The organism is Cyanobacterium sp. (genome assembly GCF_054166785.1).
The window spans coordinates 23,275-47,480 of the sequence record NZ_JBSZCP010000002.1 but is presented as its reverse complement, the minus strand read 5'-3'; the positions used below and the strand labels follow the sequence as shown (position 1 = coordinate 47,480).

20 protein-coding genes and 2 tRNA genes are annotated in these 24,206 nt (G+C 38.5%); 9 read left to right on the top strand and 13 right to left on the bottom strand.

The window, feature by feature from the left end; genetic code table 11:
• Positions 1-211 precede the first annotated feature (211 nt).
• On the top strand, positions 212-1,204 hold the full coding sequence (gene chlG / locus ACXITR_RS00410; RefSeq protein WP_457995253.1) for a chlorophyll synthase ChlG: 993 nt from the start codon (positions 212-214) through the stop codon (positions 1,202-1,204).
• Here the strand turns inward: chlG and ACXITR_RS00405 are convergent.
• The 5 genes from ACXITR_RS00405 to ACXITR_RS00385 all read right to left on the bottom strand — a co-directional run bounded on the left by ACXITR_RS00405 (position 1,199) and on the right by ACXITR_RS00385 (position 6,763).
• The gene (locus tag ACXITR_RS00405; RefSeq protein ID WP_457995252.1) at positions 1,199-2,377 is read right to left on the bottom strand and encodes a M20 family metallopeptidase; all 1,179 of its coding nucleotides are present in this window, start codon (positions 2,375-2,377) and stop codon (positions 1,199-1,201) included. The two genes, chlG and ACXITR_RS00405, sit on opposite strands and share 6 nt — an antisense overlap.
• Before the next feature lie 234 nt (positions 2,378-2,611).
• Entirely contained in the window at positions 2,612-3,640 is a 1,029-nt protein-coding gene (locus ACXITR_RS00400; RefSeq protein ID WP_457995251.1) for a chlorophyll a/b binding light-harvesting protein, read from the bottom strand.
• Between the two features lie 152 nt (positions 3,641-3,792).
• Positions 3,793-4,305 carry a flavodoxin FldA gene (fldA, locus tag ACXITR_RS00395; RefSeq protein ID WP_457995250.1) on the bottom strand — a complete coding sequence of 171 codons (513 nt, stop codon included), beginning with the start codon at positions 4,303-4,305 and terminating at the stop codon, positions 3,793-3,795.
• 100 nt (positions 4,306-4,405) lie between these two features.
• Positions 4,406-5,872 (bottom strand): transglutaminase domain-containing protein, encoded by a 1,467-nt coding sequence (locus tag ACXITR_RS00390; protein WP_457995249.1) that lies wholly within the window; start codon positions 5,870-5,872, stop codon positions 4,406-4,408.
• Between the two features lie 27 nt (positions 5,873-5,899).
• Positions 5,900-6,763, bottom strand: coding sequence for an ABC transporter permease (locus ACXITR_RS00385; protein ID WP_457995248.1), 864 nt, complete (start codon positions 6,761-6,763; stop codon positions 5,900-5,902).
• A 352-nt stretch (positions 6,764-7,115) separates the two neighbouring features.
• Here ACXITR_RS00385 and ACXITR_RS00380 point away from each other — a divergent pair, with 352 nt between their 5' ends.
• Positions 7,116-8,174, top strand: coding sequence for a hypothetical protein (locus tag ACXITR_RS00380; protein ID WP_457995247.1), 1,059 nt, complete (start codon positions 7,116-7,118; stop codon positions 8,172-8,174).
• Positions 8,175-8,343: 169 nt separating this feature from the next.
• Here the strand turns inward: ACXITR_RS00380 and ACXITR_RS00375 are convergent, their stop codons facing one another.
• Complete coding sequence (locus ACXITR_RS00375) at positions 8,344-8,760, bottom strand: hypothetical protein (protein ID WP_457995246.1); 417 nt, start codon at positions 8,758-8,760, stop codon at positions 8,344-8,346.
• Positions 8,750-9,481, bottom strand: coding sequence for a tetratricopeptide repeat protein (locus ACXITR_RS00370; protein ID WP_457995245.1), 732 nt, complete (start codon positions 9,479-9,481; stop codon positions 8,750-8,752). Before ACXITR_RS00370 ends, ACXITR_RS00375 begins: the two co-directional genes overlap by 11 nt.
• Before the next feature lie 77 nt (positions 9,482-9,558).
• Between ACXITR_RS00370 and ACXITR_RS00365 the strand changes: the two genes are divergently transcribed.
• Positions 9,559-10,899, top strand: coding sequence for a glycosyltransferase family 4 protein (locus ACXITR_RS00365; protein WP_457995244.1), 1,341 nt, complete (start codon positions 9,559-9,561; stop codon positions 10,897-10,899).
• 109 nt (positions 10,900-11,008) lie between these two features.
• Here ACXITR_RS00365 and ACXITR_RS00360 read toward each other — a convergent pair whose 3' ends face one another.
• Positions 11,009-12,220, bottom strand: coding sequence for an HhoA/HhoB/HtrA family serine endopeptidase (locus ACXITR_RS00360; RefSeq protein ID WP_457995243.1), 1,212 nt, complete (start codon positions 12,218-12,220; stop codon positions 11,009-11,011).
• A gap of 239 nt (positions 12,221-12,459) precedes the next feature.
• Positions 12,460-12,532 (bottom strand) — tRNA-Arg (locus ACXITR_RS00355).
• A gap of 126 nt (positions 12,533-12,658) precedes the next feature.
• Here ACXITR_RS00355 and ACXITR_RS00350 point away from each other — a divergent pair.
• Positions 12,659-13,039: a hypothetical protein gene (locus ACXITR_RS00350; RefSeq protein WP_457995242.1), complete on the top strand. Its 381-nt coding sequence runs from the start codon at positions 12,659-12,661 to the stop codon at positions 13,037-13,039.
• A 48-nt stretch (positions 13,040-13,087) separates the two neighbouring features.
• A complete protein-coding gene (locus tag ACXITR_RS00345) occupies positions 13,088-14,212 on the top strand; it encodes an iron-containing alcohol dehydrogenase (RefSeq protein WP_457995241.1) in 1,125 nt (374 codons plus the stop codon).
• A gap of 57 nt (positions 14,213-14,269) precedes the next feature.
• Here ACXITR_RS00345 and ACXITR_RS00340 read toward each other — a convergent pair whose 3' ends face one another.
• Both ACXITR_RS00340 and ACXITR_RS00335 read right to left on the bottom strand, forming a co-directional pair.
• Positions 14,270-15,310, bottom strand: a complete 1,041-nt coding sequence (locus tag ACXITR_RS00340; RefSeq protein WP_457995240.1) for a D-alanine--D-alanine ligase family protein — start codon at positions 15,308-15,310, stop codon at positions 14,270-14,272.
• Between the two features lie 112 nt (positions 15,311-15,422).
• Positions 15,423-16,640 carry an ABC transporter permease gene (locus tag ACXITR_RS00335; RefSeq protein WP_457995239.1) on the bottom strand — a complete coding sequence of 406 codons (1,218 nt, stop codon included), beginning with the start codon at positions 16,638-16,640 and terminating at the stop codon, positions 15,423-15,425.
• A 129-nt stretch (positions 16,641-16,769) separates the two neighbouring features.
• Here ACXITR_RS00335 and ACXITR_RS00330 point away from each other — a divergent pair, with 129 nt between their 5' ends.
• Entirely contained in the window at positions 16,770-17,324 is a 555-nt protein-coding gene (locus ACXITR_RS00330; RefSeq protein ID WP_457995238.1) for a manganese efflux pump MntP, read from the top strand.
• Between the two features lie 218 nt (positions 17,325-17,542).
• On the opposite strand, the gene gshB is transcribed toward ACXITR_RS00330, so the two are convergent.
• On the bottom strand, positions 17,543-18,505 hold the full coding sequence (gene gshB / locus ACXITR_RS00325; protein ID WP_457995237.1) for a glutathione synthase: 963 nt from the start codon (positions 18,503-18,505) through the stop codon (positions 17,543-17,545).
• A gap of 86 nt (positions 18,506-18,591) precedes the next feature.
• Positions 18,592-18,852: a glutaredoxin 3 gene (grxC, locus tag ACXITR_RS00320; protein ID WP_457995236.1), complete on the bottom strand. Its 261-nt coding sequence runs from the start codon at positions 18,850-18,852 to the stop codon at positions 18,592-18,594.
• Between the two features lie 240 nt (positions 18,853-19,092).
• On the opposite strand from grxC, the gene ACXITR_RS00315 reads away from it, so the two are divergent.
• From ACXITR_RS00315 to ACXITR_RS00305, 3 genes are all read left to right on the top strand, one after another.
• Positions 19,093-21,405 (top strand): glycosyltransferase, encoded by a 2,313-nt coding sequence (locus ACXITR_RS00315; protein WP_457995235.1) that lies wholly within the window; start codon positions 19,093-19,095, stop codon positions 21,403-21,405.
• 309 nt (positions 21,406-21,714) lie between these two features.
• On the top strand, positions 21,715-23,877 hold the full coding sequence (katG, locus tag ACXITR_RS00310) for a catalase/peroxidase HPI (RefSeq protein ID WP_457995234.1): 2,163 nt from the start codon (positions 21,715-21,717) through the stop codon (positions 23,875-23,877).
• Between the two features lie 179 nt (positions 23,878-24,056).
• Positions 24,057-24,141: transfer RNA gene (locus ACXITR_RS00305), tRNA-Leu, on the top strand.
• Positions 24,142-24,206: the final 65 nt, after the last annotated feature.

Genomic DNA, 24,206 nt, shown 5'->3' with positions numbered 1-24,206 from the left:
CAAGACGTGTCATAAACAGGTACACTCAAAATCCAAGTTGAAGGCTTGAAGTAAGGCTTGAGCCGTGTGATGGGAAACTGTCACGCACGGTTCTTAGGGGAGGGGCGAGAGGTGACTCTCAAACCTTACCCGATCACTGTAATCTTTGATTCAGTGTGGGAGAAGTCACTTACTATTTACTTATGGGAAAAATTAATTATTAATTAAGATTATGACTGAAGCAGAAAATAAAGACTTTACAAAAGTTGATTTAGAGCGAGAGGATAAAGGCTCAAAAGCCAGACAAATGTTGGGGATGAAGGGAGCTAGTCAAGGCAAAAACATCTGGCAGATAAGATTACAGTTAATGAAACCCATCACTTGGATTCCTTTGATATGGGGGGTTGTCTGTGGGGCTGCGTCTTCGGGGGGATATGTGTGGAGTGTGGAACATTTCTTGATTGCCCTTGCTTGTATGTTTATGTCAGGACCCCTTTTAACGGGTTATACCCAGACTATTAACGATTTTTATGATCGAGACATTGACGCTATCAATGAGCCTTATCGTCCTATTCCTTCGGGGGCGATTACCATTCCCCAAGTGGTGACGCAAATTATTGTGTTATTAATTGGGGGTATTGCCATATCCTATGGGTTGGATGTTTGGGCTGGTCATGATTTCCCTGTACTAACCTGTTTAGCCATTGGAGGCTCGTTTGTATCCTATATTTATTCTGCCCCTCCTCTCAAGTTAAAACAAAATGGCTGGTTGGGGAACTATGCCCTTGGCTCTAGTTATATCGCCCTTCCTTGGTGGGCTGGTCATGCTTTATTTGGGGAGTTAAACTGGACTATTGTGGTTCTTACCCTTATATATAGTATGGCAGGGTTAGGGATTGCCGTGGTGAATGACTTTAAGAGTGTAGAGGGCGATCGCACTTTAGGCTTAAAATCATTACCAGTGATGTTTGGTATTACCACCGCCGCTTGGATATGCGTAATTATGATCGATGTATTTCAGGCGGGAATGGGACTATATTTAGTGAGCATCCACAAAAACCTCTATGCCGCCATATTATTCCTGTTGATTATCCCTCAAATTACCTTCCAAGATATGTACTTTTTACGAGATCCTCTCAAAAATGATGTTAAATACCAAGCCAGCGCCCAACCCTTCCTTGTCTTAGGAATGCTAGTATTAGGTCTTGCCATCGGTAACTCATAACTGCTCCAAATATCGATAAGCAGCATAAGCCATCATTACCACCCCCGTAAAAATAGCGGACTCATCCAACACAAAACGGGGGTGATGCAAGGGATAATTATGTTGTCCCTCCTTTCCTACCCCCAAACGAAACATAGCCCCGGGGGCGTGTTCCAAATAAACCGCAAAATCCTCCGCCCCCAAAGAAGGCTCAGGAATGGAAATCACTTTATCTTCCCCAAAGGCCTCTAGGGCAGACTTTTCCAAAATTTTGGTTAAATCATGGTCATTTTGCACACTAGGCAAACAATACTTATAATTAACCTCCGCCTTTGCCCCATACATCTCACATACCCCCTTGACGATATTACCTATCCATTGGGGTAAATTTTCCCTTAATTGGGGATTGAGCGATCGCACCGTACCCACCATTTTAACCTGATCCGCAATAATATTAGCCGCCCGACCCCCCTTAATCTGCCCAATGGTCAACACCAAAGGATCAAGGGGATTTTGGGTACGACTAATGGCCTGTTGTAGAGTAGTAATCACCTGCGCTGCAATCCAAATGGCATCAATAGCCTGATGAGGACGAGCCCCATGGCCTGCCTCCCCCTGAATGGTAATCTCAATATCATCCATGGCTGAGGTGAGCGCCCCGTATCTAACCCCAATTACTTGGGCAGGAATAGACGGAAACACATGAACCCCAAAAATGGCATCAACACCCTTCATCGCCCCATCTGCCACCATCATAGATGCACCCTGAGCAATTTCTTCGGCGGGTTGGAATAAAAAACGCACCTTCCCTTTCATTTCATCCTTGAGTCGAGACAAAATCATCGCTGTCCCCAAACCTACCGTGGTATGTAAATCATGTCCACAGGCGTGCATAATTCCTGCATTGCGAGAAGCATATTCCAACTGACTCATTTCATGGATAGGTAAAGCATCCATATCCGTCCGAATCGCCAGATAACCACGGGATTTTTCCTTCCCCTCCAACTCCCCAATTACCCCTGTTTTTCCTACCCCCTCCCTTACCCTTAAGCCACAGGAAGATAATACCCCCGCCACATAGGCTGCGGTTTGATATTCCCTACCGCTCAATTCGGGATGGGCATGAAAATGGCGCCGAATTTCAATTAATCTTGGGGTGATTTCCGTAGCTATTTTTTTGATCTCTGATAACATTGCACTCTTACAAAATCAGGTGTTTAGATATATCTATCTTAGTGCCAATCAAATTGAACACCAAAAAAAAGAAGAAAGGATAACGGCGATCGTTACCACTTCCTTCTGCTAATATGAAAAGAGAATCATTAATAAGCTATGGACAATTTCCCAATTTTGTCCAAGATAAGGGACTGGTGAGAGAAGGTTAAGTATTTATCTAATGTAGTAGCCTCCTATCTCACCATTTCTTTTTTAGGCTTCCAGAGACTCAAAGGCTTTTTCCACTCGGCGAAAATCAAATCCTAAAGCCCTGATAGCGTGCCATAAATGTCCTTGTAAGAAGAAAAAGGCAAGGAAAAAGTGAGCATTTGCTAACCATGCACGGGATGTATTTTCCCCATAGGGCAAATTAACGGTATCAGCAAAGTAAGGTACAATTCCCAATTTTACCTCCAATACTGGTCCGTAAAACTCCACAGGATAGGCGAGGGTATTGACGGCACAAAAATAAGCTGCTACAAAACCAGCCAAGGCAATGCCCCCTAAAGAATAGGAAAGAATTGCTTCCCCAGAAAAAACTAACACTTTTCTTGCCCATTTGAGGGGAGGTACTAAAATATGCCATACTCCACCCCCAATTAACATAATACCCACATAGATATGACCTCCCACAAGATCTTCAAGGCTAGAAATACTAGCAAAATGGGTTTGATAACCATAAATAGTCATCGCATCAAGGGTGGGGTTAGTAACTAACCTGACGGTTTGGGTGGTAGAGTCATACAATCCTCCCCAATACATGGCTTTCCCCGCCAAAAGTAAAGCCCCAAAACCAAGAAATAACAAGTGATGTCCGAGGATAAGTCCTAGTTTAGCAGGATCATTCCAGTCAAAGTGAAATTTTTTTGCTTGTCCTTCGGCTTTTTTCAAATCATCCGGCGCTTTTAGGGTATGAAATAATGCTCCTGCCCCCAAAAATGCGGAGGAAATAAGGTGAATCGAACCTATTACAAAGTATGGATAAGTATCAATTACCGCTCCTCCTTCGCCCACTCCCCAGCCAAGGGTGGCTAGATGGGGTAAAAGAATCAATCCTTGCTCACCCATGGGTAAACTAGGGTCAAATCTGGAGATCTCAAAAAGGGTAAAAGCCCCAGCCCAAAAAGCTGTCAGGGCTGCTTGCCCCACGTGGGCGGCAATAAATGAACCGCTGAGGTTGGCAAATCGGGCATTTCCTGCCCACCAGTCATATTTTACGTTCGGGTTGTCGTAGGTTTGCATAGATTATCAAAATTTAAACGGTACTTATTAATAGTATTATTCAATAAGCGTATTCATAAACTAACTTAATTGCAAAATTAATGCAATAAAAATACTGTTAACTTTTATTAACAGGTTTGAGGGGAATGTTGATCCGCCCTTGGATAAAAGCATTAAAGACCAAATGCTGGTTTGATTTGAGCCACCCAAGACTCAATGCGAGAGTCCGTAAGCTCCGATTGATTGTCTTCATCGATGGCTAAACCAACGAATTTACCGTCTTTTAGGGCTTTTGATTCGTTAAATTCATAACCTTCCGCTGACCAATAACCCACGGTTTGCCCCCCTAATTCGCTAATTTTTTCCTCTAAAATCCCCATGGCATCTTGAAAGTTATCGGCATAGCCAATTTGATCTCCTGCACCAAAATAAGCGATTTTTTTGCCTTGGAAGTTAATTTGATCTAAGTCTTCGTAAAGTCCTTCCCAGTCGCTTTGTAATTCCCCTACATTCCATGTGGGACAACCGATGACTAAATATTGGTAGTTGTCAAGTTCTTCGATTTCGACATCGGCAACGTCATGTAAATCAACCACGCCGTCTCCCCCAAGGGCTGTTTGGATAGATTCGGCAAGGGTTTCTGTGTTTCCTGTTTGGGTGCCATAAAATAAGCCTATTTTTGCCATAATTGTTGATCTTTTATTTTGATTACTGGTTAAAACTATTGATAATTACTATCATTAGCTTCATGACTAGAGTAACCTAATTGCGATCTAGTTGCAACTGTTAGTTATAGCGTAATAAACCCCAAAAATTGCGATCGCCCGGAAACCGAGCATAAACGATGACTTCTCCCCGAGAGGCTTCTACGTTGCCAGTAAATAGGTTGCCATAACGGGTTAAGGTTGTCCAATGGTTAGAGGATTTATCAAAAACTCTCACATCGGTAGCGTTATCAATCCTTAATTTAAAGTAGTTATTTTGTCCTGAGTTTAGCTGTCCATTAAAAGGAGATACTAAAAGACCATTATTTTGGGTAAAATGACTAAATGTAAAGGGAAATTCTTGTCTTACGATTTGATTTGCTGTGATGTCATAGGCAAGGATAAAAGGATAGTTATTTTCTTGACTTTGTTCTCCACCAAAAATTTTTAACTGATAATTATCTCGGTGGGGAAATGATGCTTTTATCTGAATAAAATCTCCTTGTCTTTGGACGAATGTATGTTGCCCTTCCACTGGTTGATCATTCTTTTGTAAAGATGCGATCGCCACTAAATTGCGAGGTGCTTTTAAGGTAATATCAACGACTCCATTAGCTAAGATGTGGTGATTTTTATGGCTGATTAATTCAAATTTATTTCTAAAAAAGTGATGGGAAACCGTAGGTAAATTATCAAATTTTTCCCTAGTATAAGAATTTTCTAATAACTGCCATTTATTATTTTCAGGGAAGTGGGTATAAATAAAATGTTGAGGATTTGTTGCAAAGTAAAAGTCATTAAAATTTTTCTCAAAACGATTATCATTAATGGTACCAGCACCCCATGTAGGATCTAATAAAAACCATTTTCCGTCAATTTGAACCCCATTCCAAGCATGGTTAACATTACTATCATTACCAACGGCATAGTCAAAACCTTTGGCATAACCGATAATAATAACTGACCTTAATCCCATATTTTGAGCTAATTGTTGATACAAATTAGCATAGCCAGAGCAAATAGTTTCACGGGTATTTAAAACCGTTCTAACACTAACATCTGGATAAATATTGTAATTCATGAAGGTATTTAAAGATACCACATCATAGGCAATATTATGGGTAATCCAACTATATATTATTCTTGCTTTTTCCTCATCGGTGGTGGCATATTGACTTAAAAGACTGGCTAATTCTGAGGTAGAATTGCCCGAATATTGAACTTGTAAAGCCTTAGCATCTATTTCGGCAAAACGATTATGATTAAGACTGTTAATATCACCTATTACTATGGGGCCATTAAAATCTGTAATAAACTCCTGAGTTAGGGATTTTAATGATGTGATTCTAAAATTAAAACTATTAATAAAACTAACTACATTTTCGTAACTTAATTTGTTTTCAAAGTGCGATCGCCATTGAGGATTACCGTAATGATTAAAAAGTAAAAAACCTAGTAACATTAAAAATAGAAAAAAACGATTCTTTTTCTTTCGCTTCTGTTGTCTAACCCTTTGTCTTTTGCGAACAGAATTATGTTTACTTCTCATCAAAACCTCAACAATAAAAGAATAAAATTAGCGAATACGAGGCTCAAAAAACTCCGTTAACCCCTCTCCCAGTAAAGACAATCCCGTTACCATGGCAGTCATGGCTAAACCAGGGAATAACGCAGTCCACCAAATCCCCGTGGATAAACCATCCAAAGCCAATCTAAGGTCATAACCCCATTCTGGCACATTCTCTGGCAATCCTAGACCCAAAAAACCTAACCCTCCCAAAATTAAAATCGCATCCGCCGCATTGAGGGTAAACAACACAGGTACACTTTGCACCACATTAAAAAACAGGTGTTTTGTCAAAATTCTTTGGGGTGTTGCCCCCATGGCTTGGGCGGCTTCAATAAATAGCTCTGTTTTTACACTGGTGGTATGATTGCGCACCACACGATAATATTGAGGAATATAGGAAATAGATAAAGCAATAGCCGCATTAAAAATTCCTCTACCCACCACAAAAGCAAGGGTAACGGATAATAGTAAACCGGGTAAAGTATAAATAGTATCCATTAAAAACAGTAACAATTTATCTAATTTTCCCCCAAAATAACCACTAATTAAGCCCAAAGGAACTCCAATTATTAAACTTAATCCTGTGGCTAAAATAACAACCTTAAAAGCCGCCTGAGTACCGAAAATTGTTCTGGAAAATACGTCATAACCTTGTCCCGTTGTTCCCCACCAATATTCACTATTTGGGGGCTGATGAATAGGATTAACAAGGGATTCTAGGGGATTTTGAATGATATTTTGATCTTGTAAAAACGATGCACTTAAGGCAAGGATAATAAAAAATAAGGTGATAATTATTCCTCCCATGAGTAGCACATTGTTAATGGTCAATAATTTATTTTTTTTTTGTTTACGATTTGTGATAATCATTATGTTTATGGCATGAACAGGTAATACAATAATTCACTTTTAAAGATATTTTCAAGTAATTAATTATACTATTAATGGCTTAAATACTTTCTCCTTATTTTTTGTTGAAAACAGGAACTTTAAATAAATATAAAAAGTTTTCTTTAAAGTGTAAGTAAAATATTACATCAATAATTGACAAATATTTAGCATTGCTCAACAATCAGTGATTACAAATCGTAGCTTAAACTTTACGTTAAGATAAAATACATACGTATAAAATTAGTTAACTAATGTAAAAAGAGAGTATTAATTACATATATTACATTATCATAAACTAATAAATAACAATATATAGTTAATCTTTTTCAAAATGTTTAAAAAAATTAAGGCTATTTTAACCACAGAGATATTTCCTTCAGAAAATAACACTTCTTCTGATTCTCCTCATAAGGAAAATGTTCCCGAAAGTGCTGTTAGCTTACATAATCAGTTATTTTCCGAGCTTAAAATTCTCACCTCCATCGCTAAAACCTTAGACAGTGATTATTTAAATCAATCTGATTTTAAGTTTTTTCTCCATATTCGGGCTTCTTTTGCTCAAAATAGTGGTGAGTATGAAGGTTTGGAAGATAGTGCAGAATTACTACGAGTTGCGATCGCAGCTCAGTCCATATTTTTAAAAATTGAGCAGACGGAATTACGTTACCGTAGTTCAAAACAACAAGCATATTATGATTATGTGTTACAGATATTAACAGAAGAATTTGAAGAAGCAGACATAGAGAAAGAAGAAGATAATGGCATTTTAACCAATCAAAAAAAAGCCCCTACAAAAACAGTATATTCCCCTACACAATTTAAAGAAAAGCTAAAAATAAAATCGGAAGAAATCAACGCTACGATAAAAAGTGAAGAAGGTAAAATAGCTATTAATGATTACGCTGAATCCGTAGCACAATTAGCCACAGAAAGAGACTTAGGACTAAGATTATTATACTTATTTAAAAGAACAGATATTAAAGATTTAAGTATTTTAAAAGTATTATCTGATATGGTAAATTATTTACAATCAAAAGACCTAAGAAAAACTAATGCTGTGATAGACTTAGTAAGAAAAAATCAAGAAATTTTCCTCCAAGTAAGTCGTATTATCGGTTTACCTAAAAGTAAAGAAACCTTAGAAAACTATGCCCTTATTTTACAATATTTAGGGCTGAGTAAAAAACATGAACAAAACTCAGATCAATATTTTCGCTTAATGGAAGTAATGGGGCAATGGGCAAATTTATATAATATGATTGAAAGTAATCGCTCTGAATATCCTGCCAAACAATATAATTTACCCTCAGAGTATCAAAAGGAAATTCCGGGGGTTGATATTTACCTAAAGCATGAAGATATGATCAATATTTTTAATAAAAAATCCTAATTTGTTGAGCGATATAGCAGTTTCTATTTTGGTGTGGTACAAAAATTTTAGTTAAAAGACAAGAGGTAATAAAAAAATGTACCTTATAATTCTCAAAAATGCAGTAAAAAAAAGGTTAGGTACTGACAAAAAGTTATAAACTTATTGTTCTAAAATTAACTATTATGGTTCAAAGACAATAGCTATTGATTACCTGTAAAACTTCTTCTTGTTTGAGAAATAAATCAATAATTCGCTGTTGATAAAATATAGCTTTGTCTTGATCCTTTTTTTCATAGGCATCAACAAAACTGCGAGTATTATCGGCATACTCCTGATACACTCCAGACAGTCGTAAACTATGGCTTTGCAAACTATCATCTTCAAAGGTTTGATTCGTAAGTGCCTGACTGGTTAACTCAAAAGTTTGAGCAGTATCGAGTATTGATTCTAAATTGGTGTCATCCAACCCTTGCAGTTTTTCTTCTAGGGGGGAAATGGACTTAGTTAATTGACGGCAACCCGATACTCTTGCATCGGCACAACTAACTAAAAATGAAGAGATAAAAATAGTAATTAATATTTGTGTTAAAAGATTAATTTTCACCCTTATTTGTACCTGTGATTAAATGAGCTAAATTTATTTTATGCTCTATGTCAGTACATATATTATCATTATCTATAATGTTTTTGCTAAGGGCAATAACTTCATGGTATAGTCCTTGAGATTCAGCTACAGTTATTAAACTAGCGATTGACCAATAATCTTGAGGTTTTATTTGTAATGATTTTTGATAATTAATTTTAGCCAAATCTAATTGATTTAATTTTTGGCGACACTGTCCACAACGATAATAGCACCAATAGTCGTTAGGTCTAATTTTGAGGGCTTGTTGGAAAAAGTCTAGGGCTGTGAGATATTTCTTTTGATAAAAATAGGCTTTTCCTAAACGGTAGGTAGCCCAATAATCAGAGGGATTACTTTCTAGGGCAACCTTTAAAAAAGGAATAGCTTCTTTATGATGTCCTATTTTCTCCTGTAGGATGTAGCTGGTGCTATACCAAGCCCAATAGTTATCTTTCTGAATGGCACAGGCTTCTTGAAAACTTTTGATAGCTTGATTATATCTACCCAATTCCTCTAATACTTTGCCATGGTAGTACCATGAAAAATAGTCGTTTGGGTAATATTCTAATGCCTTCTCATAACAGAATAACGCATCAAGTAAGTTATTGTGCGATCGCAACATATGACCCTGATTATACCAACCTTGATAATTATCAGGACGACATTCCAAGGTGCGATAAAGACTATTTTGTTCAACCATAACCTGTAGGAATAAAATTAAAACACCTTACTCCTTTTAGTTTAACCTAGTATAGAAACAATTATTAACAAGAAAAAATGACCAACCCTAAAAAAGTTGTTTTTTGTGCCTCCGATTTAGAGGAAAAATACTATCGTGGCATTGGTTTTTATGCCCAATCAGTAATTAAAACAACAAAAAAATTAGGATATGATAACTATCTTTTAACCAGTGCAAAAACTAATCAAATTAGTAACTTACAACAACTAAATATTTTAAGAAATTTTGATAATCCTATCGAACCATCCCTAAAAAGAATAATATTAGACTATATCTCTACATCTATAGGAAAACAAAAATCTCAACAAGTAAATCAAGTTCCTTCTAGTTATTACAATAACAATAAATTGAACTACTTATCTGCCGTAGATGGATATGTAAACCAAACTTCTATTTATAAAACCATTAATCTCCATGCTATTTTATCCAGTAGTCCCTTCAAAATTGATACAAAACAAGCTGACATACTTTTTGCCACTGCCCCTTCTCCTGTCAAAAATAACTATAAAAATGGTTTAACCATTCAAACCATCCATGATTTAATCCCTCTTGTCACCCTATATCATCCTCCTGCTAGTCGTTTTAATTCCCTTTTTTATAAAAATGTTTTAGGGGCGCTGAAATATTCTGATCTAGTTTTAACGATTTCTGAATTCTCTAAACAAGAAATACTCAAAACTTTTCCTAATTATCAAGCAGAAAAAATAAAAGTAATATACCAACCAATTCCCATTGATGATGAAGACAAAAAAATAGCCAAAAATGAAATATTTAATCAGGGAATTTTAAATAAATATAAATTGGAAAAACAAAACTATATACTATACGTTGGGGCATTGGAAATGAGAAAAAATATTGACCGTCTCATTGATGCTTATAGTCTGATTAAAGATAAAATCAAGATGCCATTAATTCTTGTAGGGTCATTAGGTTATGGCAATGAAGTATTCATTAATAAAATCGAGATTGATGCTGGTGGAAAAGCCGATGGGAAAAAAGTTCGCATGACAAAACACAATTATACTTCTGTTAGACATATTGGTTATGTTAATGACTTGGAAAAATTGATCCTTTTACGTAATGCCAATTGTTTTGTTTTCCCTTCGTTATATGAAGGTTTCGGTTTACCTTCCCTCGAAGCCATGACCATGGGCTGCCCTGTTTTAACTTCAAAAATATCTGCTATTCCCGAAGCCTGTGAAGATGCGGCACTATACGTTAACCCTACCAGTATTCCCGAAATTGCTGAGGGTATTTTAGAAATGGTGAATAATAATGCTTTGCGTGAAGAATTAATGAGCAAAGGAGAAAAGCTAACCAATAAATATACTTTTGATAACTATCAATCTCAAATTTCTGAAATATTATCTAATTTATAAAAAAATGAAGCGATGAGGATAGCCAAAAGAAATTATTTTTTTGTGTTGATAAAAAAAGGCAATCACCCCTCGGGATAATTGCCCATAACTTAATCACGATATTAATTAATTAACGAGTGGGTAAAACTCCGAGAGTCACATTTAAACTCACTTCTTCGGTGTTGCGTCGTAACCTTAACGGCAGCTCATTGCCTACACGACTAGAAGCCACGGCTTTTTGCACGGTTTCCGCATCTCTAACGCTATCTTGTCCAATGTTTGTGATAATGTCACCTGGTTGTAGTCCAGCCCTAGCTCCGGGGGAATTGGGGGCAACCTGTACCACTAATACTCCTTGCTGATCAGGGGCCACGGTGAATCCTTGGCTTTCAATTCTTTGACGATTTTGAGGGGTAATGGAAACCATCGAAATACCGATATAAGGATGATCTACCCTACCATCAGCAATTAGTTGTTCAGCAATTTCGGCGGCTCGGTTGATGGGGATGGCAAAACCTAAACCCTGAGCATTACGGATGATGGCAGTATTAATGGCAATTACTTCTCCTTGGGCATTTAGTAAGGGTCCTCCTGAGTTACCCGGGTTAATGGCAGCATCGGTTTGGATAAAGTCAAGGCGTTTATCTCCCACCCCTATTTGAGCGCTCGATCGCCCCGTAGCACTTATAATACCCGTAGTGACAGTGTTATCTAATCCTAGGGGGTTTCCAATGGCGATCGCCCATTCTCCGATAATCAAATCATCAGAATTACCCAACCTCGCCACAGGTAAATTATCTGCGTCCACCTGAATTACAGCTAAATCCGTGAGAGCATCACTACCCAATACCCTACCCTGTAAAACTCGTCCATCCTTCAGGTTTACCGACACCTCCGAAGCCCCCTCCACCACATGGGCATTAGTCAAAATTTTACCATCAGCACTAATGATAAAACCAGAACCAGTTCCTTCCCTAGTCTCCTCCTGAGGCATATTAGGAATTTGATCACCGAAAAAACGACGGAAAAAAGGATCATTAAAAACAGGAGGTACCCTAGTGCTTACCGTACGGGAAGCATTGATTCTAACCACCGCCGGCCCCACATCTTGCACCACCTCCGCCACAAAATTAACATTGCCATTACGGCTCATTTCTGGAATCCTAGCAATGGTAGAAGAACCATTATTATTACTATTTCCCTCCGTAGAAGCCAAAGAAGGACTGAAAGCCGAAATTTCAGAAATATTTGTTAAAGAGCTTACCCCCACACCAATACCTAAACCCAGAACCAGTAAAGAAGTACCTGCCGTTAATTTAGAAAATAAAGATTTTTTACTCATAATATATATTCCTATTTATTTACCTTTACTAATAATTATAGATTTTTAAAAATATTGTTTGGGGTAGTCAGCCTAAAGTGCGAAGGAGATAAAGAGGAAAACCTTTTTAAGCTGACTAAATCTAGTATAAACACCCCCCATGGCTTTCCTATGAACCTGAGATGAATTTTTTATGAACTTTGTTCCTCGAAAAGTTATAACAAAAATATTATTCTAGGGTTATGAACCACTTAAAATAACGAGTACGGAGGGATTCGAACCCCCGACACCCAGAACCGGAATCTGGTGCTCTATCCCCTGAGCTACGCACCCACAATAACTATATAAGATAGCATTTTTTGGGTTCCTTGACAAAGTATTTTTTAAGGACTACAAAATAATATTCATAGGGTAAGAGTATAATTTTCAATAGTGGTAATTAGATTAACGTAGGAAGAAATGGAACTGAGTAGGGAAGAAATCAACTATTATCGAGAGCAGTTAGAAGATTGTGAAATTGCCTTGAAGGCTTTGGATATTATTGAAGATTGTGAAGGGGATTTAATAGACTCTGCCACCACTATTGCTTTATCTATTGGGCAAAGTCCTGATAGGATAGATTGGCTTGAGGGTATGGCAAAAAGATGTCGGGTTGCTATCTGTCACCAAGATTTGAGACAGGATTTACAGGACAATTATATTGAACCTGCCGTAAAATATTTATTAGAGCGTAAAGTTTGTCCTCCTTTGTTGGTAACTCCTGTTATTATTTATGCCCTAAGGCAGGGAATTGATAGTTTTTGTGAGCCCCTGAGTTATCAGTTATTGGCGAATCAATGATTAGGGTTTGCGGTTTAGTTTATTTTATTTAGAGATTTGAGTTTATCCATGAGTAAAACAAAATCAGTAGTAAGTAAGGCGAGTAAGACGGAAGTTTTTAGTTTACAAATTGCCCCGGCAAGGATATTGAAGGGTGATGATTGTTTAAAAAATGCAGGGGGTGAAATTGCACAGTTGGGCAAACGTCCCATGGTGGTAGGCGGTGATAATACTTTAAAGGTAATTGACAGTTATTTGGAACCTATTTTTAAGGAATACGGTTTAAAGCCTTGTAATGGAAGTTATGCCCCTGATTGTTGCGAGACTTCTTTGGCTAGGTTGGTGGGGGCTGTTAAATCCCATGAGGCTGATTTTGTCGTCGGCGTGGGGGGTGGTAAGGCTTTGGATATGGCGAAGTTGGTGGCTTTCAAGGTTGGATTGCCTGTGGTTACTATTCCTACTTCTGGGGCTACTTGTGCGGCTTGGACTGCCTTGAGTAATATTTATTCGGAGGATGGGGCTTTTTTATATGATGTGAGTTTGAAAAATTGCCCTGATTTATTAATTTTGGATTATGGTTTGATTGCCTCTGCCCCCCCTCAGACGCTCATAGCAGGGATTGGAGATGCGATCGCCAAGTGGTACGAGGCTTCTATTAGTAGCGGTAATTCTAGCGCTACATTGACCATTGCGGCGGTACAACAGGCTAGAGTATTACGGGATATTTTATTTCAAAAGGCTGAAAGTGCAATCGCCCATCCCCTCAGCGAAGATTGGAAAGAGGTGGTAGATGGGGCGGTATTATTAGCGGGAGTAAGCGGCGGTTTGGGGGGGGCCAATTGTCGTACCGTGGCAGCCCATGCGGTGCATAATGCCCTCACCCATTTGGCTAAAAGCCATCACAATCTCCATGGGGCAAAGGTATCCTATGGTATTTTGGTTCAATTAAGGTTAGAGGAAATGCTAGACAATAATAAATTAGCTGCTACTTCACGGCAACAGTTAATCAAGTTTTATCAAACCCTTGGTTTACCTTGTACCCTTGAGGATTTGGGCTTGGCTAAAATTACCCTCGAGGAATTACGCCACTGTGCCCAAATTGCCTGTCAACCAGAGTCTGATATTCACCGTTTGCCTTTTACCGTAAAACCTGAGCCTTTGGTGGCGGCCATGGTATCAACTACTTTAGTCTAGGATTTCGGTGCTAGAGACGTACCATGATGCGTCTCTATAGGATGTCACACTGATCAATTAATTAAGGGCAAAATCAATTAATTTATCGACCAAATCAGCAAACTTTACCCCTGACGCTTCCCACAACTGGGGATACATACTCAAGGCGGTAAATCCGGGGAGGGTATTGATTTCATTAATTAATACTTCCCCTGTTTCCTCTACATAGAAAAAATCTACCCTTGACAAACCTTTACAGTTGAGGGCATGGAATGCTTTGAGGGACATTTCCTGAATTTGGTTAACGATATTTTGAGGTAGCTGGGCAGGGATAATTAATTGGGCTTTACCGTCGGTGTATTTGGTTTCATAATCGTAAAAGTCTGCATCATAGGTAATTTCCCCCACAACGGAGGCTTTGGCTTGGGTGTTACCGAGGACGGCACATTCTACCTCTCTGGCTTTTACCCCTGCCTCTACGATAATACGGGTGTCATACTGCGCTGCCATATCGAGGGCTTCTTCTAATTCTTGACGGGTATTTGCTTTGGCAATACCGACGGATGAGCCTAGGTTGGCTGGTTTAATAAAACAGGGATAGCCAAGGGTTTCATCAATGCGATCGCACATTTTGGGAAAAATACAAGCCCCCGACAAAACCTCATCCCTCGTAACCGCAACATAATCAACTTGGGGCAGTTGGGCGATCGCAAAGGCATTTTTCATGGCAATCTTATCCATTCCTAAAGCCGAACCCAAAACACCACTACCCACAAAGGGTACATCCATTAGGGTTAATAACCCCTGCACTGTGCCATCTTCTCCATTGGGCCCGTGGAGGATGGGAAACCATACTTCTATTTCTTGGCACTGGACTGGAAATTGCCATTTTGAGCCTTGGGCATTGCTATCGTCTGCCACCCCAGAAGTTAGCACTTGGGCTGATTTTTCAGGGTCTAACCATACCCCATTTTGATTAATATAAAAGGGAATTACTTGATATTTTTGCTTATTTTCTCCTGTTTCTAGGGCAGTGGCGATCGCCCTTGCCGATTTAATAGAAACCTGATGTTCCCCAGAACGTCCACCAAATAAAAGTCCTACCTTTAATCCCGTCATTTTTATCTATTTTTAATCTGAATAATTAAGAATCAACTCTATTTTTATTATTAGACTTGACAATATTAATTTAACCTTCATTATCCATTATCAACTCTCAATTATCAATTATTTAAGCACTACGCAAGGCCACAATAGGATCTAATTTTGCCGCTTGTCTAGCAGGTACTACCCCAAAAAATAGACCAATGCCCCCGGAAACCCCCACCGCCAAAGCCACCGCCACAGGAGAAGCCGTAGCAGGTAAAGGAGAGAATAAACCCACGAGGGTTAAACCACCCACCCCAATGGCTGTACCAACGATGCCCCCCGCTGCGGAAATAATTACCGCTTCAATGAGAAATTGCAAGAGAATATTTTCCTCCGTTGCCCCAATCGCCTTACGTAGTCCTATTTCTTGGGTTCTTTCGGTGACAGAAACGAGCATTATATTCATTACCCCGATGCCTCCCACCAACAGGGAAATACCTGAAATAGCTGCCAACATGATAGTTAATCCCCCCGTGACGGTGCCGACGATGTTTAAAACATCCTTCTGGGTTTCCACTACAAAATCGTCTTCCCCGACAATTTTATGACGTAGTCTGAGTAAATTTTCGATCTGAAAACGGGCAGCTTCAATGCTGTTAGCATCCCTTGCCGAGACGTTAATCACATTTACTTGGGTACCAAATTGGGATGTACGCCCCACCAATTGATTCGCCATGGTGGTTAGGGGTATATATACGGTTTCGTCCTGATTGGTGCCCAAAAACGAGCCTTTTGCTTCCATCACACCAATTACCTCAAAATTAACGTTTCTAACCTTAATCGTCTGTCCTATGGGGTTTTGGTTGGGAAAAAATTGATTGGCAATATCAGGTCCAATGACTGCTACCCTTACACTACGGTTTACCTCTGTATCATCGAAAAACCGCCCTTTTTCCACCACAAAACTACGCACGGGCAAAAATTCGGGGGTGACCCCCGCTACTAAGACATTATTATTTCTACTTCCTGCGGTGACGAGAAAACGACTATTGATTTGGGGTGATACATTTTCCACACTAGGCACTTGAGATGCGATCGCCTCTGCATCACTCAGTACAAGGGTATTAGGGGTTTCAAAGGTGGTACGCCGACTTTGTCTGTTTCCCGGAATCACAAATAAAACGTTTGCCCCCAAGGATTCAAATTGTTCTGAGGCGAGTTGTTGCGCCCCTTGTCCGATGCCTATCATCCCAATTACCGAGGCATTACCGATGACAATGCCGAGCATGGTTAGACTACTACGCATTTTATTGGCCATGAGGGTGGTAGTTGCCATTTTTAGGGTATCAATTAGTTTCATATTTTTCTCATCTTTTTTTCATAATTTTATCAAAATATATTTTCTATTTTAAGACAGAATTTTAAAAGTTGAATATGGTCAAAAAGGATTACAATGAAAATGATTATTTTTATATTTTATTTACTAATTGTGACTTTAATTACTATTTTACTAACTTCTTTTGGTTTAGCTATGGATGCTTTTGCTGTGTCTGTGTGCAGTGGCTTAACTATCAAAAAAGTTCAGTTTAAAGATGCTTTATTAATTGCTACTTTTTTTGGCTCATTTCAGGTTTTTATGCCCATTATCGGCTGGTTTTTGGGATTAACTTTTCGTGATTTTATTCCGGGCTTTGATAATTGGATTGCGTTTGTTTTATTGGCGATTATCGGCATTAAAATGATCATGGAGGGAATGGAAGAGGGGGAGGAAAAGTTAGATAAAAATCCTCGGAATCTTTATAATCTGTTTGCCTTGGCGATCGCCACTAGCGTTGATTCTTTGGCGGTAGGGTTAAGTTTTTCTTTGATTGACTCGGGCATTGTTCATCTTTTGATTGCGGTGGGAATTATTACTTTCGTTCTTTCTTTTGCTGGAGTAATTTTGGGTGGCAGGTTCGGGCATCTTTTTGAGAAACAAGCAGAAATAATTGGGGGTATTATTCTTGTTCTCCTTGGTTTAAGAATTCTGTTCTTTAATTCTTAACAATTGTTAAAAAAATCATTTTTTTCTTGACTTATTCCTCTTTTCGACTGATAATGGAACTAGGTTGTAAATAATGGAAATATGACTGTTTAACAAAAAAATGAATTATATTCCAATTGTCTTATAATACCATAGATTAGACACCTTTAGATCATCAAAAACAAATTGAAAAGCCAACATGATTATTATTCCATTAGGCTATGGTAATAACATAAAAATTAAGAAAACCCAAACAGAGAATTAATGGTTTCTCTTCCTAAACTAACATCATTTAAACGATCAATTTCTCGGATGCCCGTCGGGCTGGTAACATTGACTTCCGTTAAATAACCGCCGATAACATCAATACCCACAAAAGTTAAACCATCGGCAATTAACTTGGGTGCTAAGGTGTCACAAATTTTTAAATCTTGGGGAGTAATTTCCGTTTTCGCTACCCTACCACCTACCGCCATATTTCCCCTAAATTCCTTACCTGTGGGAATACGATTCACTGCCCCAAGGGGTTTTCCATTCACTAAGATAATTCTTTTGTCTCCTTCCTTGGCGGCGGGGAGATATTGTTGCACCATGATGGGTTCTTGTCCTTGTTTTGTGCTAACCTCGATTAGGGAGTTGAAGTTGCGATCGCCCTTTTGCAGAAATAAGATACCCTCCCCTGCTTTACCCCCAAGGGGTTTAATAACAGCTTCCCCTTTTTCCTCAAGAAAATCGGCGATTACGGCTTTACTCTGGGTAACGATGGTATCAGGAATAACGGAGGGAAAATTGAGGGCGTATATTTTTTCATTGGCCCCCCGAATGCCCTGGGGAGAATTAATAACCTTTGTTTTAAGTGGGTCGATGAGGTCTAATATATAGGTAGCGTAGAGATAACCGATGGTTACAGGGGGATCTTTACGCATAAATACCCCATCAAATGCTTCTAGGGGTAAAAATTGTGATTCTTGCACACTATACCAATTATCTTTGGCTACCCAGTGATTATCCACCAATTTTACAGGGTGGAGGGTGACGGGCTGTAAATGCCCATAGGCTTTACCATCAACAATACTCAAGTCAGGTACATAAGTAATCCAAACTTCATGACCAAGGATTTGGGCTGACTCCATCATAGCTACACTACTATCATGGGTCGGGTCTAATTTTGAAATTGGATCAATTATAAAGGCAAATTTCATGGGTTATTGTGATGGTAATTGATAAATTAATAAGTAATGGAGTTTTAATGGCTTGATTGTTAGCTTTTTTTAAAAATTTTTTCTGTTTAGCTATTTAATAAACTCTCTAATTTTCCAGCTCTTTCTAGGGCATAAATATCGTCGCAACCCCCTATATGCTCATCATCTATGAAAATTTGAGGAACGCTTGTTCTACCGTTCGCCCTTTCAGACATTTTTTGTCGCCCGGGGCGATCGCCATCTATACAATACTCAGTAAAATCAACATTTTTTTGTTGCAACAATGCCTTTGCACGGATACAGAAAGGACAACTACTCCAAGTATAAATTTCTACTTTTGCGCTCATAGTGCTTAATATTTCTTTACAAGAATGCCATTAAAATTCAATTGTACATCAGATTAGCAACTAGGTTTTGACGAAAAAGTAAGTTATGGAATAGTTGAACCTTTTATGAGTTGAAACAAATCTAAACATATAGGTTGCTTCGTATCTATGATGATTGTCAATTTTCCCCGTGCCATTGGAATAATCCCCCTAATTGATAATTAAAAGTCACCATGTAGTTATTCTGAAAATAAAGTAAAAATGTTGAACAAAAATTATCGAATTTATCCTGCTACTGCCATAATTTTAAGTATATTTATTGTCATCATCAGTATTTTCGGGGCATGGCTCATAGGACAAGGGACGATTTCTCATTTTTTTAATTACATTTCTGATATTCAGAATAATCCCCCTGTGTGGTTAAGAGTTCCGCATTTTGAAAGCAATTATTTATTATATTTACCCGTTATCTTATCTTTAATATTCAGTTTTACAATTAGTAATTTTTTTGCCAATCAAAATAAATTAAGTCGATTAATAACCATTGTAGTTTTAACCTTTTTAATGGTGCGTTATATTTTATGGCGTAGCTTATCAAGTTTGAATTTTAGTGATAAAGTTAATGGAATTTTTAGTATCACTTTATTAGCCATTGAATTATTTTTTATTTTTAGTCCTTTATTACAAAATTTATTAATGTTGGGGCTAAAGTTTAGAAATAAAGAAGCAGATAAATTAAGTCAAAGTGTTGTGGATGGAATTTATCAACCTACTATAGATATTTTAATTCCTACCTATAATGAACCCTATGATATTATCAAAAAAACGATTGTGGCTTGTCAGGGCATAGAATATCAAAGAAAAAAAGTATATTTATTAGATGATGGTGATAGAAAAGAAATTGCTCAATTAGCCTATGAATTGGGATGTAATTATATTACTCGCCCTGATAACTTTCATGCTAAAGCTGGTAACTTAAATAATGCCTTAAAACATACTGATGGGGAATTAATCGTGGTTTTTGATGCGGATTTTATTCCTCAGTATAATTTTTTGATACGCACCGTGGGCTTTTTTCAAAAACAAAAAATGGGCTTACTACAAACATATCAAAGTTTTTATTCCCCCGATCCTGTTACCCGTAATTTAGGTTTAGAAAAGAGTTTTCCCCCTGATGTGGAAATTTTTTCCCGTCATTATCAAGTTATTAGGGATAGTTGGCATAGTGCTTTATGTTATGGTAGTTCTTTTTTGGTGAGACGATCGCACTTAGTCGAGATTGGGGGTTTTTGTCAAAATTCCTTGAGTGAGGATTATCATACGGGGGTGAAATTATCTGCCCATGGCTATGAGGTGGCGTATCTTAATGAAAGTTTGAGTGCAGGATTATCAGCAGAAAATGTTTTTGGACATATCAGACAACGGCAGAGATGGGCTAGAGGCACGATTCAATCTTTGTTTATCCCTGAAAATCCTTTAGCTATTAAGGGGTTAAATTTTTGGCAGAGATTAGCCCATTTTGAGGGAATAATTCAATGGTTTACCAGCCCTTTAAGGATTGTTATTTTCTTTTTACCCCTAGCTTATACGGCGGGGATTATTCCCATTCAGGCTAGTTTGCAAGAGATTGTTTATTTTGTCGTGCCTTACTATTGTGTGCAGGTTGGCACTTTTGCATGGTTAAATTTTCGTAGTCGCTCGGCGATGATTTCTGAGGTTTATAATATTGTTACTACTTTTCCTGTGGCATGGGAAGTCATTCAAACTTTGGTTATTCCTTTTGGTTCTATATTCAAGGTTACACCCAAGGGAACTAAGTGCGATCGCTATTATTTTAATTGGAGTTTAGCTTCTCCTTTATGTTTTGTTTGGGCTGTGAATGGGGTTAACTTAATTAGCATCATTGGCTTAATTCAAGCGGATTCTTTGGGGGAATTAAATTCAGTGGGGGGAATTAGTTTAATTCTTTTTTGGAATATTTATAATTTGATGATTATTTCTCTTTCCCTTTGGGCAATGTTAGATATACCTAAGCCCAATAATTATGAATGGTTTGATATTTTTGAGGGAATTAGAGTAGTAATTGATGAACATATATATCAAGGAATAATTACGAAAATTTCTGATGTAGGGGCGATCGTAGAATTAGACTATTCTTCATTAAATCAGCAACAATTGCAACTATTAGCTAATCAATCTCCATTACCTACAAAGTTAGACAATATAGAAATAATTGGACAAAATTTATATATTAAAGGGGAAATTCTAACGGTTAAGGATAATAAATATAATAATCAGTTAAACATATTTTTTGATACCACCAATATTGAACGCTATCGTCAACTAATCACTAAAATATATTGCTCACATAAAAATAGATGGAATGGGTTAAATACTGCTTCAGAATGGAAGACAATTTATTTGCTATCTCGATCTTTAATTATTACTCCTTGGCGTTGGATAAACTATAGCTTTTCTCAAAGAAAAATGTTATCTAATAGTATTTCCCATGGACTAGAACATAATGAAGTCAATGAAAATAAATCAGTGTTAACTTCTACTTCCGATGATTAAGCCATATGTTACTTGTCTTAATAATTTGAATTAATGTAAAATAAATTATATATTTCTAAACAATGAAAAATTAAATTGTTACTGATAAAAAACAAGATAGTATTTTTCATAGTTATGGTGTATATATATTATTCTCAGATTACTTTTAATAATGGGATTGGAGAGGAATACTTTTATACTTTATGGGCATAATACTTGCTATAAAAAAATAATAATATTGATAACTTATGTTTGAGTAACTTTACAAAAATCGTGATTTTTTATCCCATCAGTTAAGATCAATGTATTAAATATAAAAAGCAAAATAATATGACAAATAGCGGCGGAAAATGCCCAGTAATGCACGGTGCAGTCACTACAAACAGTATGTCGAACATGGAATGGTGGCCCAAGGCACTGAACCTCGATATTCTGAGTCAGCACGATCGCAAAACCAACCCCCTAGGAGCAGACTTTAACTATCGAGAAGAAGTTAAAAAACTCGATGTAGCTTCCCTTAAACAAGACCTACACACCCTGATGAAAGATAGCCAAGATTGGTGGCCAGCAGACTGGGGGCATTATGGCGGTTTAATGATTCGTATGACTTGGCACGCCGCAGGAACCTATCGCATTGCCGACGGTAGAGGGGGAGCAGGTACAGGAAATCAACGTTTTGCCCCCCTCAACTCTTGGCCTGACAATGTCAACTTAGACAAAGCCCGTCGTTTACTCTGGCCTATCAAGAAAAAATATGGGAATAACCTCAGTTGGGCTGATTTGATTGCCTATGCAGGTACCATCGCTTATGAATCTATGGGATTAAAAACCTTTGGCTTTGCCTTTGGACGGGAAGATATTTGGCATCCAGAAAAAGATATTTATTGGGGTTCGGAAAAACAATGGCTCGCCCCTAGTGATAATCCCCAAAGTCGCTATTCTGGGGAACGAAATCTGGAGAATCCTTTGGCCGCTGTGATGATGGGTTTAATCTATGTTAATCCGGAAGGGGTGGACGGAAATCCAGATCCTCTCAAAACCGCCCATGATGTCCGTGTTACTTTTTTGCGTATGGCGATGAATGATGAGGAAACCGTTGCTCTTACGGCGGGGGGGCATACGGTGGGCAAATGTCATGGTAATGGCAAGGAAGAGTTGCTCGGGGCAAAACCAGAAGGAGCCGAATTAGAAGATCAGGGCTTGGGTTGGCTCAACAAAACGAGCCGTGGCATTGGTCGTGATACCATGAGCAGTGGCATTGAAGGGGCATGGACAACCCATCCTACCCAGTGGGACAACGGCTATTTCCAGTTGTTACTTAATTATGATTGGGAGTTGAAAAAAAGCCCTGCGGGTGCGTGGCAGTGGGAACCCATCAACATCAAAGAAGAAGACAAACCCGTTGATGTGGAAGATCCTTCTATTCGTCTAAATCCCATCATGACAGACGCTGATATGGCGATGAAAATGGATCCTGAATATCGCAAAATCTCTGAGCGGTTTTACCATGATCCAGAATACTTTGCCGATGTGTTTGCCAGAGCATGGTTCAAACTAACCCACCGTGATATGGGGCCAAAAACCCGTTATACAGGGCCAGATGTACCCCAAGAAGACCTAATCTGGCAAGATCCCATTCCTGCCGGAAACAGTGATTATGATGTTCAAGCGGTGAAGTTAAAAATTGCTGACAGTGGTTTGACCATTAGCGAAATGGTATGTACTGCTTGGGATAGTGCCAGAACTTTTCGGAGTTCGGATAAGCGTGGAGGGGCTAATGGGGCGCGTATTCGTCTAGCTCCCCAGAAGGATTGGGAAGGTAATGAGCCTGAGCGGTTAGCTAAAGTTTTGGCTGTACTCGAAGCCATTGCTAAGGATATGGGTGTCAGTGTGGCAGATGTCATTGTACTAGCAGGTAATGTTGGGGTTGAACAAGCTGTCAAGGCGGCGGGGTTTGATATTACTGTTCCCTTTTTTCCAGGCCGTGGTGATGCAACCCCAGAGATGACCGATGGGGAATCCTTTGAACCCCTAGAGCCTCTCCATGATGGCTACCGTAACTGGCTTAAGAAGGATTATGCCGTTAGTGCTGAAGAATTAATGCTCGATCGCACGAACCTGATGGGATTAACAGCCCCTGAGATGACTGTTTTAGTGGGTGGAATGCGTGTTTTGGGTACTAATTATGGTGGTACTAACCATGGTGTATTTACTGACCGTGAAGGGGTGTTGACCAATGATTTCTTTGTAAATCTCACGGACATGAGCTATTTATGGAAACCTGCGGGAAATAATCTATACGAAATATGCGATCGCCAAACAAATCAGGTTAAATGGACAGCAACACGGGTGGATGTTGTTTTTGGCTCTAACTCGATTCTGCGTGCTTATGCCGAAGTTTACGCCCAGGATGACAACCAGGAGAAGTTTGTGCAGGACTTCGTAGCGGCTTGGGTAAAAGTGATGAATGGCGATCGCTTTGATCTAGCTTAACTTTAACTTAAGTGTGGTTTTGATATTTTTTACCGAAAGATCGAAAATAATTCCCCATTCTCCTTTGGGGAGGGGAAAAAGCTCCTGCAACATTTTTGAAAGTTTGCCTTGCATTTTTTTTAAAGCACTGTTATAATAGTTGACTGTGAGCAATTCACAAAGCAACCTCAACTGGTTGAGGGGGTGTGGCGGAATGGTAGACGCTGCGGACTTAAAATCCGTTGACCTTTGTCGGTCGTGAGAGTTCAAGTCTCTCCACCCCCATCATAAATGGGATAAAATAATATCTTTTATATCTGTTGTAGCTTAACAAATTATCTGCTATTGGT

Bases quoted from the DNA above. Each gene is read 5' to 3' on its own strand.
- fldA (WP_457995250.1), bottom strand. From the start codon at position 4,305: ATGGCAAAAATAGGCTTATTTTATGGCACCCAAACAGGAAACACAGAA.
- ACXITR_RS00390 (WP_457995249.1), bottom strand. From the start codon at position 5,872: ATGAGAAGTAAACATAATTCTGTTCGCAAAAGACAAAGGGTTAGACAA.
- ACXITR_RS00360 (WP_457995243.1), bottom strand. From the start codon at position 12,220: ATGAGTAAAAAATCTTTATTTTCTAAATTAACGGCAGGTACTTCTTTA.
- chlG (WP_457995253.1), top strand. From the start codon at position 212: ATGACTGAAGCAGAAAATAAAGACTTTACAAAAGTTGATTTAGAGCGA.
- ACXITR_RS00370 (WP_457995245.1), bottom strand. From the start codon at position 9,481: ATGGTTGAACAAAATAGTCTTTATCGCACCTTGGAATGTCGTCCTGAT.
- katG (WP_457995234.1), top strand. From the start codon at position 21,715: ATGACAAATAGCGGCGGAAAATGCCCAGTAATGCACGGTGCAGTCACT.
- ACXITR_RS00315 (WP_457995235.1), top strand. From the start codon at position 19,093: ATGTTGAACAAAAATTATCGAATTTATCCTGCTACTGCCATAATTTTA.
- ACXITR_RS00350 (WP_457995242.1), top strand. From the start codon at position 12,659: ATGGAACTGAGTAGGGAAGAAATCAACTATTATCGAGAGCAGTTAGAA.
- ACXITR_RS00380 (WP_457995247.1), top strand. From the start codon at position 7,116: ATGTTTAAAAAAATTAAGGCTATTTTAACCACAGAGATATTTCCTTCA.
- ACXITR_RS00385 (WP_457995248.1), bottom strand. From the start codon at position 6,763: ATGATTATCACAAATCGTAAACAAAAAAAAAATAAATTATTGACCATT.
- ACXITR_RS00340 (WP_457995240.1), bottom strand. From the start codon at position 15,310: ATGACGGGATTAAAGGTAGGACTTTTATTTGGTGGACGTTCTGGGGAA.
- ACXITR_RS00365 (WP_457995244.1), top strand. From the start codon at position 9,559: ATGACCAACCCTAAAAAAGTTGTTTTTTGTGCCTCCGATTTAGAGGAA.
- grxC (WP_457995236.1), bottom strand. From the start codon at position 18,852: ATGAGCGCAAAAGTAGAAATTTATACTTGGAGTAGTTGTCCTTTCTGT.
- ACXITR_RS00335 (WP_457995239.1), bottom strand. From the start codon at position 16,640: ATGAAACTAATTGATACCCTAAAAATGGCAACTACCACCCTCATGGCC.
- ACXITR_RS00405 (WP_457995252.1), bottom strand. From the start codon at position 2,377: ATGTTATCAGAGATCAAAAAAATAGCTACGGAAATCACCCCAAGATTA.
- ACXITR_RS00400 (WP_457995251.1), bottom strand. From the start codon at position 3,640: ATGCAAACCTACGACAACCCGAACGTAAAATATGACTGGTGGGCAGGA.
- ACXITR_RS00345 (WP_457995241.1), top strand. From the start codon at position 13,088: ATGAGTAAAACAAAATCAGTAGTAAGTAAGGCGAGTAAGACGGAAGTT.
- gshB (WP_457995237.1), bottom strand. From the start codon at position 18,505: ATGAAATTTGCCTTTATAATTGATCCAATTTCAAAATTAGACCCGACC.